The organism is Pollutimonas subterranea (genome assembly GCF_002849655.1).
GTDB lineage: Bacteria > Pseudomonadota > Gammaproteobacteria > Burkholderiales > Burkholderiaceae_B > Pollutimonas > Pollutimonas subterranea.
Genome location: NZ_PDNW01000021.1, coordinates 47,433 through 63,888, shown reverse-complemented (window position 1 = coordinate 63,888; position 16,456 = coordinate 47,433). Strand labels below are relative to the sequence as shown.

The following is a 16,456-nucleotide window of genomic DNA, read 5'->3' as shown; positions in this document are numbered from 1 at the left end:
AGATCGTTTCACCGAGTGTGGACGGTCCACTTTGGCATCAACGGGGCAGCGCCATTCCGCTGCAATTGAACAGATGGACGCAGCCTAAACCCGGACGAAATCTGTCTTGACAAATGGGTCCACTTTAGTTCGTCACCCACGACATTGATGAAGCGTTACGGCTGGGGCAGCGTATCGTGATCTTGCGCGACGGCAAGGTGGAACAGATCGGAACGGCGGAGGACATCAAAAACCATCCGGTCAACGAGTATGTGGAAAGATTCGTGGTGCGCCGTGTGTAGCGGCCCAACACATTCGCTGCGTTTTAAGTGTTTCTACCTATTTGCCGCTTGCTTACAGTGCGACCAGCATGCTAAAGTACTAAGCTTGACCAAAAAAGTTGGTCAATTTTTGATAAGTGTGGGGTACAACCATGTGCTGCACCCCATGTTTAAAGAAGAAATCGTGTATGTGTAGGTTTCACATACGGTAATTAGCCCCGACCAATCGCAGTCGGGAATGGAGAAAACGATGTCGAACTCGACACCTACGCCTGCCGCCTATCGGCTGGGGCTGGTTGGGCGCAAAGTCGGCATGACCCGTATTTTCACCGAGGAAGGCGAGTCCATCCCGGTAACAGTACTGGACGTGTCGAACAACCGCGTTACCCAAGTCAAGTCACCAGAAATCGATGGCTACGCGGCAGTGCAAGTTGCCTATGGCACACGTCGCGCTTCACGCGTGACCAAGCCACAGGCAGGGCATTACGCCAAAGCCGGCGCCGAAGCCGGTAGTATCCTTAAAGAATTCCGTCTAGATCCCACCAAGGCCGCTGAATTTACAGCCGGTTCCGTCGTGGCCATCGAAAGCGTGTTCGAAGCAGGGCAAAAAGTGGATGTGACAGGCACCACGATCGGTAAAGGCTTTGCCGGCACCATCAAGCGCCATCACTTCACCGCGCAACGTAATTCGCACGGTAACTCGCGTTCGCACCGCGTACCCGGTTCCATCGGCCAGGCTCAAGATCCCGGTCGCGTGTTCCCAGGTAAGAAAATGTCGGGCCACCTCGGTGATGCTACCCGTACCGTTCAAAATCTAGACATCGTACGCGTTGACGCGGAACGTGGCTTGCTGTTGGTCAAGGGCGCAGTCCCCGGCCACAAGAACAGCGACGTCATCGTGCGTCCCGCCATCAAGATGTCGGCGAAGAAAGGAGCCTAATCATGGAACTCAAGCTCCTGAATGACCAAGGTCAATCCGCAAGTACGTTCGCTGCTCCTGACACGATTTTCGGTCGCGACTTCAACGAAGCGCTGGTGCACCAAGTCGTCGTGGCCTTCCAGGCCAACGCACGCAGCGGCAACCGCGCCCAGAAGGGCCGCGATACCGTCAAGCACAGCACTAAAAAGCCTTGGCGCCAAAAAGGCACAGGTCGTGCCCGTTCGGGTATGACATCCTCGCCCATCTGGCGTGGAGGTGGTCGTGCGTTCCCGAATTCGCCTGAAGAAAACTTCACGCAGAAAGTCAACAAGAAAATGTATCGCGCCGGCATTCGTGCGATCCTTTCCCAGCTGGCTCGCGAAGACCGCATTTCCATCGTCGATACTTTTGTTCTTGATGCGCCCAAAACCAAATTGGCCGCAGACAAACTCAAGAACATGGGCCTCGAATCGGTGCTGATCATTACCGACGTGCTCGACGAAAATCTGTACCTCGCAACACGCAATCTGCCGCATGTTGCCGTGGTTGAACCGCGTTATGCCGATCCGCTGTCGCTGATCCACTACAAGCAAGTGCTGATCACCAAGACGGCTATCGCTCAACTCGAGGAGATGTTGGGATGAACGCCGAACGCTTACTGCAAATAATCCTGGCTCCCATCGTGACTGAAAAAGCCACGTTTGTTGCCGAAAAAAATCAGCAAATCGCTTTCCGTGTCGCTGCCGACGCAAGCAAGCCCGAAATCAAGGCTGCCGTTGAACTCTTGTTCAAGGTGGAAGTTGAGTCGGTGCAGGTCTTGAACCGCAAGGGCAAAGAAAAGCGCTTTGGCCGTTTCATGGGTCGCCGCCGCAACGAGCGCAAAGCGTATGTTTCGCTCAAGCCCGGTCAGGAACTCGACTTTACGGAGGTGAACTAAATGGCACTCGTAAAAGTCAAGCCGACTTCGCCCGGTCGCCGTGGCATGATCAAGGTGGTAACGCCTAATCTGCATAAAGGCGCTCCCTTCGAAGCTCTGCTCGAAAAACAAACTCGCGGCTCCGGTCGCAACAACAATGGCCACATCACTGTGCGCCATCGTGGCGGTGGCCACAAGCAGCATTACCGTCTTGTCGACTTCCGTCGCAACAAAGACGGCATTCCTGCCAAGGTCGAGCGTCTGGAATACGACCCTAACCGCACTGCACACATTGCCTTGTTGTGCTATGCCGACGGCGAGCGCCGCTACATCATCGCTCCCCGCGGCCTGGAAGTAGGCGCAACGCTTTTGTCGGGCCTGGATGCTCCCATCCGCTCGGGCAATACGCTGCCTATCCGCAACATCCCAGTGGGTTCAACCATTCACTGCATCGAAATGCTTCCGGGCAAGGGTGCACAAATGGCTCGCTCCGCAGGTGCTTCGGCTGTCCTGATGGCTCGCGAAGGTACTTACGCTCAGGTGCGCTTGCGCTCTGGCGAAGTCCGCCGTGTCCATATCGACTGCCGTGCAACCATCGGTGAAGTCGGAAACGAAGAACACAGCTTGCGTCAAATCGGTAAAGCCGGTGCGATGCGCTGGCGTGGTGTGCGTCCTACGGTTCGTGGTGTTGCCATGAACCCGGTCGATCACCCGCACGGTGGTGGCGAAGGCCGCACTGGTGAAGGTCGCGAACCGGTTTCCCCATGGGGCACTCCGGCCAAGGGCTTCAGAACCCGTCGTAACAAGCGCACAGACAATATGATTGTCTCGCGCCGCAAGCGCAAGTAAGGGGCGAACACTATGTCACGTTCGATCAAGAAAGGCCCATTCGTCGACGCGCATTTGATCAAAAAGATCGATGCGGCCGTCGAGGGCAAAGACAAAAAGCCGATCAAAACCTGGTCGCGCCGTTCCACCATCCTGCCCGAGTTCATTGGGCTGACGATTGCTGTGCACAATGGCCGCCAGCACGTTCCCGTGTACGTCAACGAGAACATGGTCGGCCACAAGCTCGGCGAGTTCGCACTGACCCGTACGTTCAAGGGCCATGCTGCGGACAAAAAGTCCAAGAGGTAAGTGATGGAAACTACAGCTATTATCCGTGGAGTCCATATCTCGGCCCAGAAAGCACGTCTTGTTGCGGATATGATCCGTGGCAAGTCGGTTGCCCAGGCGCTGAATATCCTGACATTCACACCCAAGAAAGCCGCGGGTCTGCTCAAGAAAGCTCTTGAGTCCGCGATCGCCAACGCCGAACACAACGACGGCGCCGATATCGATGAGCTCAAAGTCACTACAGTGTTTGTAGACAAGGCTCAGTCGATGAAGCGTTTTTCCGCCCGTGCAAAAGGCCGCGGTAACCGCATCGAGAAGCAGACTTGCCACATTGTGGTCAAAGTCGGCGCCTAAGGAGCAACAATGGGACAGAAAATACACCCGATTGGGTTCCGCCTCGCGGTTAACCGTAACTGGACTTCGCGCTGGTACGCCGACGACAAGGCCTTTGGCGGAATGCTCGCCGAAGACATTCGTGTACGCGAATATCTGAAGAAAAAACTGAAAAGCGCTTCTGTTGGTCGCGTGATTATCGAGCGTCCTGCCAAGAATGCCCGCATTACCATTTACTCGGCTCGTCCGGGCGTGGTAATTGGCAAACGCGGCGAAGACATCGAAAACCTCAAGGCCGATCTGCAACGCTTGATGGGCGTGCCCGTGCACGTCAATATCGAAGAAATTCGCAAGCCTGAAACCGATGCTCAGCTTGTTGCCGACTCGATCGCCCAGCAGCTCGAAAAGCGCATTATGTTCCGCCGCGCCATGAAACGCGCGATGCAGAACGCAATGCGTCTTGGTGCCCAAGGCATCAAGATCATGAGCGCCGGTCGTTTGAATGGTATCGAAATTGCCCGTACCGAATGGTATCGCGAAGGTCGTGTGCCCCTGCACACATTGCGCGCCAATATCGACTACGGCACTGCCGAAGCCCAAACAACCTATGGCATTATCGGTATCAAGGTCTGGGTCTACAAGGGCGACATGTTGCCTAACGGCGAAATGCCTCCCGAGACCGCAGCTCCCCGTGATGAAGAGCGTCGTCCGCGTCGTGCGCCTCGTGGCGACCGTCCTGACAGCCGTCGTCCCGCTGGTGCTGGACGTGGTCGCGGCCCTCGTAAGCCAGACGCCGCGCCGGCGCCTGAAGGAGAATAAACATGCTGCAACCGTCACGCAGAAAATACCGCAAAGAGCATAAGGGCCGTAACACCGGCCTGGCTACTCGCGGTGCAGAAGTTTCATTTGGTGATTTCGGTCTTAAGTCCATCGATCGTGGCCGTCTGACCGCTCGTCAAATCGAATCTGCTCGTCGTGCGATCAACCGCCACATCAAACGTGGTGGCCGTATCTGGATCCGTATTTTCCCCGATAAGCCCATTTCGCAGAAACCTGCCGAAGTCCGTATGGGTAACGGTAAAGGTAATCCGGAATTCTGGGTCGCCGAAATTCAACCCGGCAAGGTGCTCTATGAAATGGAAGGTGTAAGCGAAGAGCTTGCACGTGAAGCTTTCCGCCTGGCCGCCGCTAAGTTGCCGTTGCGCACGACCTTCGTGTCGCGCCACATTGGTGCTTAAGGAGACCTCATGAAAGCCAGCGAACTCCGTTCCAAAGACGCCACCGAGCTCGGTAAAGAGCTCGAGAGCCTGCTCAGAGCACAATTCAACCTGCGTATGCAGCGTGCTACTCAGCAGCTTTCCAACACCAGTCAAATTGGCAAGGTCCGTCGCGATATCGCACGTGTCCGTACCATCATGACTGAGAACGCAGGAAAGTAAGATGAGCGAAACTCAAAATACCCAGCCAGCCAAACGCCAGCGTACCCTCGTTGGCAAGGTGGTGAGCAACAAGATGGACAAGACTGTCGTGGTCAGCGTTGAGCGCCGCGTCAAGCACCCCATCTTTGGCAAGATCATTGTGCGCACGAACAAGTACAAGGCGCATGACGAAACGAACCAGTACAACGAAGGTGACATGGTCGAAATCGCAGAAGGTCGTCCGATCTCCCGCGATAAGTCATGGAGTGTTGTACGTCTGCTCGAAGCCTCGCGCGCTATTTAAGCAATTAGATACGTAGTAGGAAAAACGCCCCGAATCACTTCGGGGCGTTTTTTTTGCTTAGCGGTTATACATCCGGAACTAAGCATAATGCATTTGACCTGTCTGTAGAGTTTCGTTAATTTATTTGTAAAACGGTTTGAAGTAAAAATGGGTGATGTCCATTTTGATCGGATGTCTGCCATGAGTAAACCTACTGCTGTTTTCACTTTGTCTGCCTTGGACCGCGCGGAATTTCCAGGGTGGCTTGGCAAAAGCACCCTGGATCAACGCCTTGCGCAACGTGCGCGGATCCTGCTGAAGTTGGATGCGGCACAGCCGCCCGGCAAGGTCAGTGAAGGCCTTGGAATCTCGGCGCCAGTCGTCTTTAAATAACGTAATCGCTATCAGGAGCAAGGCCTTGCCGGGCTGGATGATCTGCCACGTCCGGGGCAGCCACCCAAGCTCACGCAACAGAAGGTCCAGGAGATCCTGGGGCTGATAGCCAAGTACACGGGTGCCACTGTCTGGCAGGTCTCTCAGGTCTAGCAGGGTGCGGATCTTAAGCCGCACCGGCTGCAGAGCTTCAAAACTAGCAACGATCCTCATTTTGCTGAGGAACTGAATGTCGTCGAGCGCCGTACTGAGGCGTGTTAAGCAGCGTGCAGGAACTGCGCGATGCGATCCGCCAATTCATTAATGCGCATTATCTGCGCCCGAGGGGAACAAGTTTGAATGTCGCCCGCGCCACGCAAACGATAGCCTCGTTGTCGTCTGATACGGTGCCCTCACAGAATACGATACGACTACCTTGCCGGATCACTCGCGCCTCGAACAGCAGGTCAGAACGTGCTGCACCCAGAAAGTGCGTCGACATCTCGATCGTGATTACGCCATAGCTTAGTGGATCGCTTGAGCGCGCCGCCGCACTTAAAGAGAAGTCTAGGGCGCTCATCAGTGTTCCGCCATGGACATCGCCGCGACTGTTCAGCAACTCTTCTTTCAGCGGCAGCCGGGTTCTTGCATAGCCAGGTTCCAGCCGTTCGGGCTTGAGGCCAATATGGCGCATGAAGGGAACGTCGATACCAAAATACAGGCCCTTGGCAGTCATTGCACTGGAAGGCTCTGGCCGGAGCACTATGTTAGTCAGTGTGCTCACTCGATCTCCATTACGATTTGTCCTTCGGTGATTGCATCGCCCGGCTGCACAAGTATGGCCTTGATCGTACCCCCCTCATCAGCTTCCAGCGGGATTTCCATTTTCATGGATTCCACAATTAACAGCGTCTGTCCCTCGGTGATGGTTGAGCCTTCCGACACTTCAATACGCATGATTTGACCGCCGACTTGGCTTTCTATGGATTTCATATCATTTCCTTTTGTGTTTCAGGCGTGGCGAGCACGCGTTGTGAGAGCGCGGTATCAATGCGGCATGCATTAAAGTCGTCGTGATCCAGCACTCGTATGATGAAAGGGATGTTGGTCTTGATGCCGCGTATGTCGAATTCTGTAAGCGCCTGCCGTAATCGTTGGATAGCCGCAGGCCTGTCTTCACCCCATGCAATGACTTTTGCGATCATCGGATCGTAGTAGGACGAAACGATGCATCCTTGTGCGTAGCCGGTTTCGGTGCGGATGCCATCTCCTTGAGGCAGCGTGAAAGTCTGCAGCGGACCGGGGGAGGGCAGGAAGCTCAAGGGGTCTTCGGCATAGATACGAGCTTCAATGGCATGGCCATGCGCGGTAATGGCCTGAGGCAGGACGGCGTCTATGGATTCGCCGCTGGCCAGGCGGATTTGAGCTGTAACAATGTCTATACCGGTTATTTCTTCGGTGATGGCATGTTCCACCTGTAGCCGGGTATTCATTTCAAGAAACACAAAGCCGGCCTCTGGCGTGTAAAGCATTTCGACGGTGCCAATGATATCGTAGCCGACCCGTGCGAGCAGTTCGGCGATTAATGCCGACACATGCTCAAGCGTTTCGTTATTGATGGCGGGTGCTCGTGCTTCTTCTATCACCTTCTGATGGCGGCGCTGAACCGAGCAATCTCGCTCGAACAGCACACGCACGCCGCCGTAACGGTCGGCCAGTACTTGAAATTCGACGTGACGTGGCGCGCTTATCAGCTTTTCAAGGTAGAGCTCCGCGGTGCCAAAGCTTTTTTGTGAAATCGAACTGGCCTTCGACCATGCTGTCATCAGCTCTGCATGATTGTGGGCCGGCAGCATTCCAATGCCACCGCCACCGCCGGCGGGTTTGATAAGAACCGGAAAACCGATGGCGTCGGCGGCGGCAGCTATGGCTCTGGGATCGTTGGGCAATACCGGCGAGCTGGCTGCCTGAGGCATGCCTTCGCTTGCCATGAAGCTGCGAGCCTGGGTTTTGTGACCGAGGCGGCGTATCCATTGCGGTGATGGCCCAATGAAGCATAAGCCAGCGGCCTGTACGCGTTCGGCGAATTCCGCATTCTCGGAGAGGAAGCCATAGCCGGGGTGTATGCCGTCGGCCTCTGCCTCCAAAGCGACCTTGATGATGTTGTCCTGATCAAGGTAGCTAAGCGATGCTTGAGCAGGACCAATAGGGATGGCGAGATCAGCCTCTTGCAGATAGGGGAGGCCAGCATCTGCTTCCGAATAGACGGCAATCGAGATAATGCCCAACACGCGAAGGGCTCGAATTACACGCGCTGCGGCAGCGCCGCGATTGGCCACCAGTACGCGGCGTAGGGGTTGGTGGTGTATGTTTTTTTGTGACTTCATGCCGGAACTCCGGTGCCCATGACAACGGCATCGACAATCACTGGGTCGATGTCTCCCCGAGCCACAATGACAGGGTTGGCGTCAACCGAACAGATGGCGCCCTGGGCGTGCATCATCCAGTCACCAAGCGAGGTCAGCATGGCTGTTATGCGGTGCAGGTTAACGGCCGGCATGCCTCGGACTTCACCAAAAGCGGGGGCAATGCGCAGACGCAGTAGAGCATCGTAGGCTTGTCTTTCCGTGAAGGGAGCGATCAAGAACTGGACATCTTTGAGCACTTCCACCAGTACGCCGCCCTGACCTACCATGACGATGGGTCCGTAGTCCGGGTCAAGATGGGCGCCAATAGCCAGTTCAAAATCGCCGTGATGCTGGCGCGCCAATAGCATGCCGCCATTTTCGACGGAAAGCTGGTTCAGGATGGCCATGAAGTCGTTAAAGGCCCGAATGGCTTCTGATTCGGTGTGTATGCCTAACCGTACAAGCTTGTGCTCGGACTTATGAGCCAAGTTTTTGGATACGCCTTTAGCGACCAACGGCCCTTCCATCTGTGCGATCGCATTACGCACATCAGCTTCAGAACGGCATAGTATGTGCTGGACTACTGGAAGATGGGCTGCAGCCAGCGCTGCAAGACTGCTGGGTTCATCCAGCGTAATGGCGGCGGCGCTGATATTTTGTTTTTTTGGAGCAATGCCGCCAGGTTCTTTTCGCAGCGCATCCCGCATTTCAACATAGTTTTCCAGCAGAGCCAGGCCGCGCATGGCGCTGCGTTCGCTGCCAAATACGGGTACGTTTTGGACACGAAATGTGTTACTGACCCAATCCTGATTAGTGCTTACTGTTACGGGTATCCCGCTGTGCTCCATGAAGCTGCCTGTTTGTACTGAAAAATCGCTGAAGTCATAACCCTCTCCACCGATGGGGAATCCAATATGGATCATGTCGGCTTGCTGCTGTTGCGCCAGCGTTTCAAGGGTTTTGCCGTAGATTTCCGGCTGGCCTAATAGTGCTGTTGTCATGTCAATAGGGTTGCGGGCCGTGACGTAGGAAGGCAGTACTTGTTTTAGTGCGCTGATGGTTGACGGTGAAAATTCACATAGTGATAACCCATGGTCTTCCGCCGCATCGGCGGCCAGTACGCAGGTGGCGCCCGAGTTGCTTATAGACACCACCTTGCGCCCTTTTGGCCTATACGGGCTCGAAAATAGCGCACTGTATTCAATGAGTTCATGGAAGTCCGCTAAACGTACAATGCCGTGCTGGCGAAAGAAAGCGTCTGTGAGCGCATCTTCGCCGGCGAGCGATCCGGTATGAGAAGACGCGGTAAGTTGGCCGGCACGGGTGCGCCCCGCTTTAACGGCCAATATGGGTATATCGCGGGCATGTGCAATACATGCCGCTTCGGCAAGTGCGTCGGCATTGCGCATGGCTTCGATGTAAAGCAGCACGGCGCGGATCGATTCGTCTTCAACGACGGCGCGCACGACTTCTGCAGCGGATATATCGGCTTCATTACCCGTGGCGACCATGTAGCGGACACCGATGCCCGCACGCCTCAAGCCTCCATAGATAATGGCGGAGCCCGCGCCGCTCTGGCTGACGATCGCCACAGGACCATCGCTGGGCGGGTTCTCGTTGATCATGGTTGAAAAATGCAGCACAGCGCCATCACGGAAATTGGCGATGCCCTGGGTATTGGGCCCAAACAGGCGTAGGCCGCCGGCTCTGGCCCGCTCGACCAACTCTTGTTGCTGTTTCTGGCCCGCCGCGCCAAGCTCGGCAAAGCCCGACGAATAGATAACTGCGGCGCGAGCGCCTACGGCAATGGAGTCATCGATGGCTTGCACTACGTCTTGGCTGGCTACGCTGACAATGACGATGTCAGGCTGCGCAGGCAAGTCTGTCAATTGACGGTACGAGGGCATGCCCTGAATTTGCCGGCGGTGGGGGTTGACGGGGTAAATGTCCCCTTTAAAGCCAAAGCGGCGCATGTAGTCTATAGGCCGCCCACCTGCCTTGATCGGACTGTCCGATGCGCCAAGGATGGCAACAGATCGCGGCGCCAGGATATCGAGCAACATAATTATTCCACCTTCAGGTTGGCATCCTGCACCACGCGCTTCCACTTGGTCAGTTCGCCATGGACGAAGGAGTCAAACTGCTCGGGATTCAGCTCGCCTGGAGAGGTTCCGTTCAGTGTGAAATACTCCTTTGCTTCGGCGTTATTCAGGCTTTTTACCGCGATGGCATTCAGTTTGTCGGTGATGGATTTATCCAGGCCTGCAGGACCATAAAAGCCTATCCATGTAATGGCTTCATATCCTTGCACGCCTTGCTCGGCAATGGTGGGAACATCGGGTAAGGCTTCGCTGCGTGTGCTGGAAGTAACGCCAATGGCCTTGACTTGGCCATCTTTAACGAAAGGAGCCATGGTCATGACATCGTGGAAAAGTGAAGGGACATGGCCGCCAAGAAGATCTTGTAATGCGGGCGTGGCGCCCTTGTAGGAGATATGGGCCATGGGGGCGCCCGTCATCAGCTTGAGCAACTCCCCTGACAAATGGGTGGCGCCGCCCACGCTGGACGATGCAAATAACATGCCGCCATCCATTTTTTTTGCATAGGCAAGATACTCTTGCAGGTTGGATACGGGTATGTCCTTGTTCACCACGAGTAAATTGGGCGTGGTGGCAAGCAGCGCTATAGCGGTAAAGTCTTTGGATGCGTCGTAGGGCAGGTTGTGCCGTAGCGCAGGATTGATGGCGTGATGCGTTGCCGATACCAGAAGAGTGTATCCGTCAGGTGTCGCTTGTGCCACATGCTGGGTGCCAATTTGCCCGCTGGCGCCGGGCCGGTTTTCAATGACTACGGACTGCTTTAGCGTTTCTTGCATATCTCGCCCAATACGGCGGGCAAGCACGTCTGTCATGCCGCCAGCGGGAAAGGGAACGATCAGCGTAATCGGCTTTTTTGGCCAGGCGTCAGGCTGCGCAAAGGAAGGCGGGGTAAAAAGCATGGCAAGCATCGCCATGATGAAAGCCGCGGCGGCCATCGCCGCAGATTGATATGGCAATTGAAGTTGCAAGGCGTTGTTGGTCATGTTTGTCTCTCAATTTGTTGTGTTGACGGAAAGGGTGTTGTCTATGGGCGGATACCGAATTTGCGTATACCCGGTTCGCGCAGCGGTGCGGCAAGATTTGCGAATTCGCATAGCAGGCGCCGTGTGTCACGCGGATCAATGATGTCTTCGATGACGAAGGCTTCGGCGCTACGGAAAGGGGATGTCAGGCTGCGTACGCGTTGCTCGATTTCCGCGCGTTTTTGTACAGGATCGTCTGCGCCTTCGATTTCTGCCTTGTAAGCCACGTCGAGGCCGCCTTCGATAGGCAGAGAGCCCCAATTTCCCGACGGCCATGCATAGCGGAAGTTATAGCGGCCCATATGCTGATGCCCCGCAGCGGCAACGCCATAGGCGCGGCGCAATATAAGAGAGCACCAGGGCGTTGTCGTCTGATACACCGCCGCCAGTGCGCGCACCCCATAGCGCATGATGCCCGCCTTCTCGGCCTCTAGCCCGATCTGGAAGCCGGCGATATCGACCAGATTTAACACTGGTAGATGAAAAACTTCAGCCAAATCGACAAAGCGGGTGAATTTTTCCGCTGTCGGGCCGTCCCAGCCGCCCCCGTAATGGTAAGGATCGCTGGCAACGACCGCTACCGGCCAGCCGTCGATGCGAGCCAGGCCGGTGACGAGGCCTTTGCCCCAGTAGCGACCCATTTCCATGAACGAGCCATTGTCGACCAGAGTTTCGACGATGGGCCGGATTTTATAAACGGACCGGCTATTACGAGGAATGGCTGAGAGCAGCCACTCATCACGCCGATTGGTGTCATCATTGATTTCGCCGCGGGGAGGGAGCTCGAAAACGTTTGATGGCAAATAAGAAAGGAAGCGTCGTACGCGTTCTAGCGCATCTGCTTCACTGGCGGCTTCGTCGTCGACCACGCCGTTGCGAGTGTGAATGTGGCTGCCGCCAAGGTCGTTTTTTTCAATATGTTGGCCGGCACGGGCCACAACAGGCGGCCCCGCATTGAATAATTGTGAGCTGTCTTTGACCATGACCGAGTAATGGCTCGCAGCCACACGGGCCGCACCCATTCCCGCCACAGAGCCAAGCGCTAACGATACGACGGGCACCAGCGACATATTTTCGACTACATGCTGCCAGACTTTCATTGTAGGAATAAGAGTATGGCCCTTGGTTTCTATATTGCGTACCGAGCCGCCTCCGCCAGTGCCGTCTACCAAGCGAACCATGGGCAGGCGTAGATCACGGGCCATTTTTTCAGCATAGATCAGCTTGTCGCCGATACTGCCATCGTTGGCTCCACCGCGCACAGTAAAGTCGTCTCCGACCAAGACGACGGGCCGCCCCGATATGCGTGCTCGTCCTATTACTAGATTGGCGGGTGTCAAGCCTATGAGTTTGCCTTGGGCGTCGTACTGCCCCGTGCCTGTCAACGCCCCTATTTCGTGGAAAGACTCGGGGTCGGCGCAGGTAGCGATACGTTCTCGAACTGTCAGCTTCCCCGCGGCTTTATGCCGAGCCACTTTTTCTGCCCCTCCTAGGGCTGAAGCTAATTGCTTGCGATATGCCAATTCATCAATTTCGGGCTGCCAAGTCACATTTGACTCCTTGTATGGTTTTATATTTTCAATAAGCTATATGAGATGAAGCGCAATATCTGTGCCAACGTCAATCAATAATGATTTAACTGGGTATGTTTCGATTGAGACGATAGAATGTCCTCATTGGAGACACAAAAGTGTGTTTGTATAAACAGAAAGGTGTGCTCAGTGAAAACACTTGAAGACGAGGTGCTCGGAGCCATGGTGTGCGATGCCGAGAGCGTTGTGCTTTATGCCTTTGGAGTGGCTGGCAATGACGCGGTTCAGCAAGCGACCCTAAGTGCGTGCCGCACCCTTGAAAATATGCCTGGGCATAGCAGCGTGATGTTCCACGTTGACGTGGTTGATGATACGGACGGCGACAACGCGCAGCCAAAAAAATATATAGGCCTTCGGCTACAGGATCATGCGCATCAATTAGTGCTGCTGCGCGACTGCCGTTTCGAGGATGCCCTAGTCGATTTTATTGCCGCTGTGCCGTTTGCGGCCACTATTCTCAACCATTTCATTACCAGCCCCTATCAGGCGGTGAACGTGGTGGACAGCACAGGAAAAATTCTTTACATAAGCCCTACGCATGAACGTTTTTTCGGCCTCAGGAAGGGGGAAGGCTATGGTCGCCAAGCTGGCGAGGTGATTCCGAACTCCCGGCTGGATATCGTGGCCACCACTGGTAAGGCCGAGATTGCACAATTACAGGACGTATCCGATGGCGTGACGCGCATTGTTAACCGTATTCCGGTTATGCGAGATGGCGAGGTTGTTGGCGCTATTGGTCAAGTCTTGTTTAAGAATTCCGAGGCGCTTACGCAAATGCAGCGCAGTCTGGCACGTATGAAGACACAGCTTGAGCAATACCGACGTGAGCTCGAGGAGTTACGCGGCAAGAACGAACCAGACAAAAGGCTGATTGGTGACAGCGCTCCTATGCAACGCCTGCGGCGTGAAATAGAAACCGTTGCAAAACTTGATGTGCCTGTGCTTATTCTTGGGGAAAGCGGCACGGGCAAAGAACTGGTTGCGCGAGCGATCCATGCGGGGGGCGACAATAGCATAGGAGGCCGGCCGTTGATTAGCCTGAACCTGGCGGCATTGCCGGCCACCCTATTGGAGTCGGAGTTGTTCGGGTATGCGCCTGGCGCCTTTACAGGCGGTAGGCGCGAGGGACAAGTCGGCAAGCTGGAGCAGGCCGAAGGAGGCACGCTTTTTCTGGATGAGGTAGCCGACATTCCCATGGAGATGCAGGTTAAATTGCTGCGAGTGCTTGAAGACCATATGGTTGAAAGAATCGGCAGTCACATTCCACGGCGTATTGCCTTCAGAATCGTAGCGGCTACAAATCGTGATATTCAGTCGCTGATTGATGCTGGGCGATTCCGCCTGGATCTTTATTATCGTCTTAGCGGGGTAGTATTACGCATTCCTGCCCTCGAACAAAGGCGGGAAGAAATTCCCGCATTCCTGTCTCATTTCGTTCGAGGTTTCTGCAAGCGCAATGCTATTGTTGCGCCAGCCATTGCTAGCGATGTGGCGCGTTATCTTGCGCAGTTGCCGTGGCCAGGAAATGTGCGACAACTAAGGCAAAAAGTCGAAGAGGCGCTGGTTTTTTGCGACGGCCAAGTGTTGCGCATAGAGGATTTCACGAGAGAGGAGCGGGAGCAGGCGTTGATTGGCGCGGCGCCCAATGCAATTAGCAAGTCTTCGGGCAGAGGCAACAAAGGCACTTTTGGGCCGCAGGAAGGTCGGTTGTCTTCTGGCCACACATTGAGACTGCTAGAGTATGAAGCAGTGCAAGATGCTATTAGCCACCATAACGGCAACAAGAAACAGGCTGCCGAGAGCTTGGGTATTTCGCGTTCTTATCTGTATAAGGTGCTGCGACGTGACACGGACTCACAACACTAGCGGGTGCAAAAGCCCCTATTAGAGCCATTCCGCCTTGACGTTCAATGCATGGCGTTCGATATCGCGCAGCAACAGGTGTTGTGGCTGGGTGGTCGCGAGTTCAGTATGATAAAACCAGGTGCAAGCAGCGAGTTTGCCTTGGTAGAAATCTGCCATATGAGGCTGGTGTTCCAGCAGGGCATGGGCGGCTACCGCCTGTTCCAGCCATAGCCAGGCTAATACATGATGGCCGAACAGGTCGAGGTAGGCGGCCGAGTTCGCGCTGGCTTTGCGCAGGTCTTCGCTGGCGGCAGCCAGTAGCACTTCTGTTGTACGTAATAGTTCTTGCCAAGCCGTCTGCAACTGATCTGCATGGGATTTAAGGCCGGCCACCTGATGTGCACGATCAATGGTGGCTAATACGCGCGCGTGCAATTGACGTAACGGCAGGCCTTCTTTCATACCTACTTTACGGTTCAGCAGATCCAAACTCTGAATGCCATGCGTGCCCTCGTGCAATTGGTTCAGACGGTTGTCACGGTAGAACTGCTCAACGGGGTATTCTCGAGTGTAGCCATAGCCGCCGTATACCTGGATCGCCAGATCGTTGGCGGCAAGGCCATAACGGGCTGGCCATGATTTAACGATGGGAATGAGCAGGGCCAGGACCTGTGCCGCTTCGCGGCGAGCATCCTCATCGGGCTGCGTTCTCTCGTCGTCGACGAGACGCGCGGCGTACAGGCATAGATGCAGTGCGCCTTCTACATAGGATTTCTGCGTGAGCAGCATGCGCCGCACATCGGCATGTTCGATAATAGCGACAGGCGGGCTGGCTGGGTCATTCTGCCCTATTAGGCGGCCTTGTTCACGGTTCTTGGCGTAGTCCAGCGCGTGCAGATAGGCAGTATAAGCGAGCATGCTGGCTCCCATACCAACTCCGATGCGAGCTTCGTTCATCATATGGAACATGCAGTTGAGCCCCATGCCTGGCTCGCCTATCAGTTCGCCCATGCACGCGTCTTGTTCGCCAAAATTGAGCATGGCGGATGTGGTGCCCCGATAGCCCATCTTATGGATCAGGCCGGCCAGCGCGACATCGTTCGGCTCGCCGGCCAGGCCGTCGGCATTAACGCGAAACTTGGGCACGATGAACAGCGAAAGACCCTTGGAACCGAGTGGTGCGTCGGGCAGGCGGGCCAACACCAGGTGGATGATGTTTTCACCCAAGTCATGATCGCCGCCTGAAATGAAAATTTTCTGGCCTTTGATTAGGTAACGGCCATCGGCTTGGGGGGTAGCGGTACAGCGCAGGTCGGAGACCGACGAACCTGCCTGCGGCTCGGTCAGCGCCATGGTGCCGAACCAGCGGCCTTGTAATAACGCAGGCAAATAGCGGCGTTTTTGCTCATCCGTGCCAAAGCTGCGGATCAGGTTGGCGTTGGCGGCTGTCAGGAAACAATACGCTGAGGTGCTCACATTGGCGGCGCGAAACAAGGCTAGGCAAGATTGCGAAATAGTGACGGGTAGTTGCATGCCGTCCAACCCATAATCATGGGTGGCGGCCAGGAAGCCCGCCTGCGCAAAAGCCACTACTGCTGCTTTTATCTCCGGCAGCGTCTTGACCGTCACACCATCGAAATGCGGTTCGTTTTCGTCGGCTTTACGGTTATGCGGAGCAAATAGCTCCTGTGCCAGTTTTTGCGCGGTATCGATGGTGGCGGTAAAAGTTTCGCTGGAATGGTCTGCATAGCGATCCCGTTCGAGAAGCAGCCCGCTCTGGAGTACATCGTTGAGGAGAAAGTCAAGATCGATGCGATTGATCAATAGTGAATTGAGCGATGAATTCATAGCGTTCGGTTCTGCATAGCGGAAT

Annotated in this window: 19 protein-coding genes; 11 read left to right on the top strand and 8 right to left on the bottom strand. The window is 55.2% G+C overall.

The window, feature by feature from the left end; all coding sequences use genetic code 11:
- Positions 1-510 precede the first annotated feature (510 nt).
- From rplC to rpsQ, 10 genes are read left to right on the top strand one after another with little or no spacing between them, the layout of a single operon-like run.
- Positions 511-1,200 carry a 50S ribosomal protein L3 gene (gene rplC / locus CR159_RS18645; protein WP_199173368.1) on the top strand — a complete coding sequence of 230 codons (690 nt, stop codon included), beginning with the start codon at positions 511-513 and terminating at the stop codon, positions 1,198-1,200.
- Between the two features lie 2 nt (positions 1,201-1,202).
- The gene (gene rplD, locus CR159_RS18640) at positions 1,203-1,823 is read left to right on the top strand and encodes a 50S ribosomal protein L4 (RefSeq protein WP_102075459.1); all 621 of its coding nucleotides are present in this window, start codon (positions 1,203-1,205) and stop codon (positions 1,821-1,823) included.
- The gene (rplW, locus tag CR159_RS18635) at positions 1,820-2,116 is read left to right on the top strand and encodes a 50S ribosomal protein L23 (RefSeq protein WP_102075458.1); all 297 of its coding nucleotides are present in this window, start codon (positions 1,820-1,822) and stop codon (positions 2,114-2,116) included. Before rplD ends, rplW begins: the two co-directional genes overlap by 4 nt.
- Positions 2,117-2,944 carry a 50S ribosomal protein L2 gene (gene rplB, locus CR159_RS18630; protein WP_102075457.1) on the top strand — a complete coding sequence of 276 codons (828 nt, stop codon included), beginning with the start codon at positions 2,117-2,119 and terminating at the stop codon, positions 2,942-2,944.
- A gap of 12 nt (positions 2,945-2,956) precedes the next feature.
- Positions 2,957-3,232: a 30S ribosomal protein S19 gene (rpsS, locus tag CR159_RS18625; protein WP_073109968.1), complete on the top strand. Its 276-nt coding sequence runs from the start codon at positions 2,957-2,959 to the stop codon at positions 3,230-3,232.
- A gap of 3 nt (positions 3,233-3,235) precedes the next feature.
- Positions 3,236-3,565 carry a 50S ribosomal protein L22 gene (rplV, locus tag CR159_RS18620; protein ID WP_102075456.1) on the top strand — a complete coding sequence of 110 codons (330 nt, stop codon included), beginning with the start codon at positions 3,236-3,238 and terminating at the stop codon, positions 3,563-3,565.
- A gap of 9 nt (positions 3,566-3,574) precedes the next feature.
- On the top strand, positions 3,575-4,363 hold the full coding sequence (rpsC, locus tag CR159_RS18615) for a 30S ribosomal protein S3 (RefSeq protein WP_102075455.1): 789 nt from the start codon (positions 3,575-3,577) through the stop codon (positions 4,361-4,363).
- 2 nt (positions 4,364-4,365) lie between these two features.
- Positions 4,366-4,782 (top strand): 50S ribosomal protein L16, encoded by a 417-nt coding sequence (gene rplP, locus CR159_RS18610; protein ID WP_102075454.1) that lies wholly within the window; start codon positions 4,366-4,368, stop codon positions 4,780-4,782.
- Between the two features lie 9 nt (positions 4,783-4,791).
- The gene (gene rpmC, locus CR159_RS18605; protein ID WP_102068243.1) at positions 4,792-4,983 is read left to right on the top strand and encodes a 50S ribosomal protein L29; all 192 of its coding nucleotides are present in this window, start codon (positions 4,792-4,794) and stop codon (positions 4,981-4,983) included.
- 1 nt (position 4,984) lies between these two features.
- On the top strand, positions 4,985-5,266 hold the full coding sequence (rpsQ, locus tag CR159_RS18600) for a 30S ribosomal protein S17 (RefSeq protein WP_102075453.1): 282 nt from the start codon (positions 4,985-4,987) through the stop codon (positions 5,264-5,266).
- A gap of 120 nt (positions 5,267-5,386) precedes the next feature.
- On the opposite strand, the gene CR159_RS22330 is transcribed toward rpsQ, so the two are convergent.
- The 7 genes from CR159_RS22330 to CR159_RS18565 all read right to left on the bottom strand — a co-directional run bounded on the left by CR159_RS22330 (position 5,387) and on the right by CR159_RS18565 (position 12,696).
- Positions 5,387-5,851, bottom strand: coding sequence for a hypothetical protein (locus tag CR159_RS22330; RefSeq protein WP_102075452.1), 465 nt, complete (start codon positions 5,849-5,851; stop codon positions 5,387-5,389).
- 97 nt (positions 5,852-5,948) lie between these two features.
- A complete protein-coding gene (locus tag CR159_RS18590) occupies positions 5,949-6,353 on the bottom strand; it encodes a PaaI family thioesterase (RefSeq protein ID WP_102075465.1) in 405 nt (134 codons plus the stop codon).
- Between the two features lie 44 nt (positions 6,354-6,397).
- Positions 6,398-6,610 (bottom strand): acyl-CoA carboxylase biotin carboxyl carrier protein subunit, encoded by a 213-nt coding sequence (locus CR159_RS18585; protein ID WP_102075451.1) that lies wholly within the window; start codon positions 6,608-6,610, stop codon positions 6,398-6,400.
- Complete coding sequence (locus CR159_RS18580; RefSeq protein WP_102075450.1) at positions 6,607-8,004, bottom strand: acetyl-CoA carboxylase biotin carboxylase subunit; 1,398 nt, start codon at positions 8,002-8,004, stop codon at positions 6,607-6,609. The genes CR159_RS18585 and CR159_RS18580 overlap by 4 nt, the downstream gene beginning before the upstream one ends.
- Positions 8,001-10,091, bottom strand: coding sequence for an acetate--CoA ligase family protein (locus CR159_RS18575; RefSeq protein WP_102075464.1), 2,091 nt, complete (start codon positions 10,089-10,091; stop codon positions 8,001-8,003). Before CR159_RS18575 ends, CR159_RS18580 begins: the two co-directional genes overlap by 4 nt.
- A complete protein-coding gene (locus CR159_RS18570; protein WP_233208399.1) occupies positions 10,091-11,107 on the bottom strand; it encodes a Bug family tripartite tricarboxylate transporter substrate binding protein in 1,017 nt (338 codons plus the stop codon). Before CR159_RS18570 ends, CR159_RS18575 begins: the two co-directional genes overlap by 1 nt.
- 41 nt (positions 11,108-11,148) lie before the next feature.
- Complete coding sequence (locus tag CR159_RS18565) at positions 11,149-12,696, bottom strand: acyl-CoA carboxylase subunit beta (protein WP_102075449.1); 1,548 nt, start codon at positions 12,694-12,696, stop codon at positions 11,149-11,151.
- Positions 12,697-12,867: 171 nt separating this feature from the next.
- On the opposite strand from CR159_RS18565, the gene CR159_RS18560 reads away from it, so the two are divergent.
- On the top strand, positions 12,868-14,604 hold the full coding sequence (locus tag CR159_RS18560) for a sigma-54 interaction domain-containing protein (RefSeq protein ID WP_439650577.1): 1,737 nt from the start codon (positions 12,868-12,870) through the stop codon (positions 14,602-14,604).
- Positions 14,605-14,622: 18 nt separating this feature from the next.
- On the opposite strand, the gene CR159_RS18555 is transcribed toward CR159_RS18560, so the two are convergent.
- The gene (locus CR159_RS18555; protein ID WP_102075447.1) at positions 14,623-16,431 is read right to left on the bottom strand and encodes an acyl-CoA dehydrogenase family protein; all 1,809 of its coding nucleotides are present in this window, start codon (positions 16,429-16,431) and stop codon (positions 14,623-14,625) included.
- Positions 16,432-16,456 lie beyond the last annotated feature (25 nt).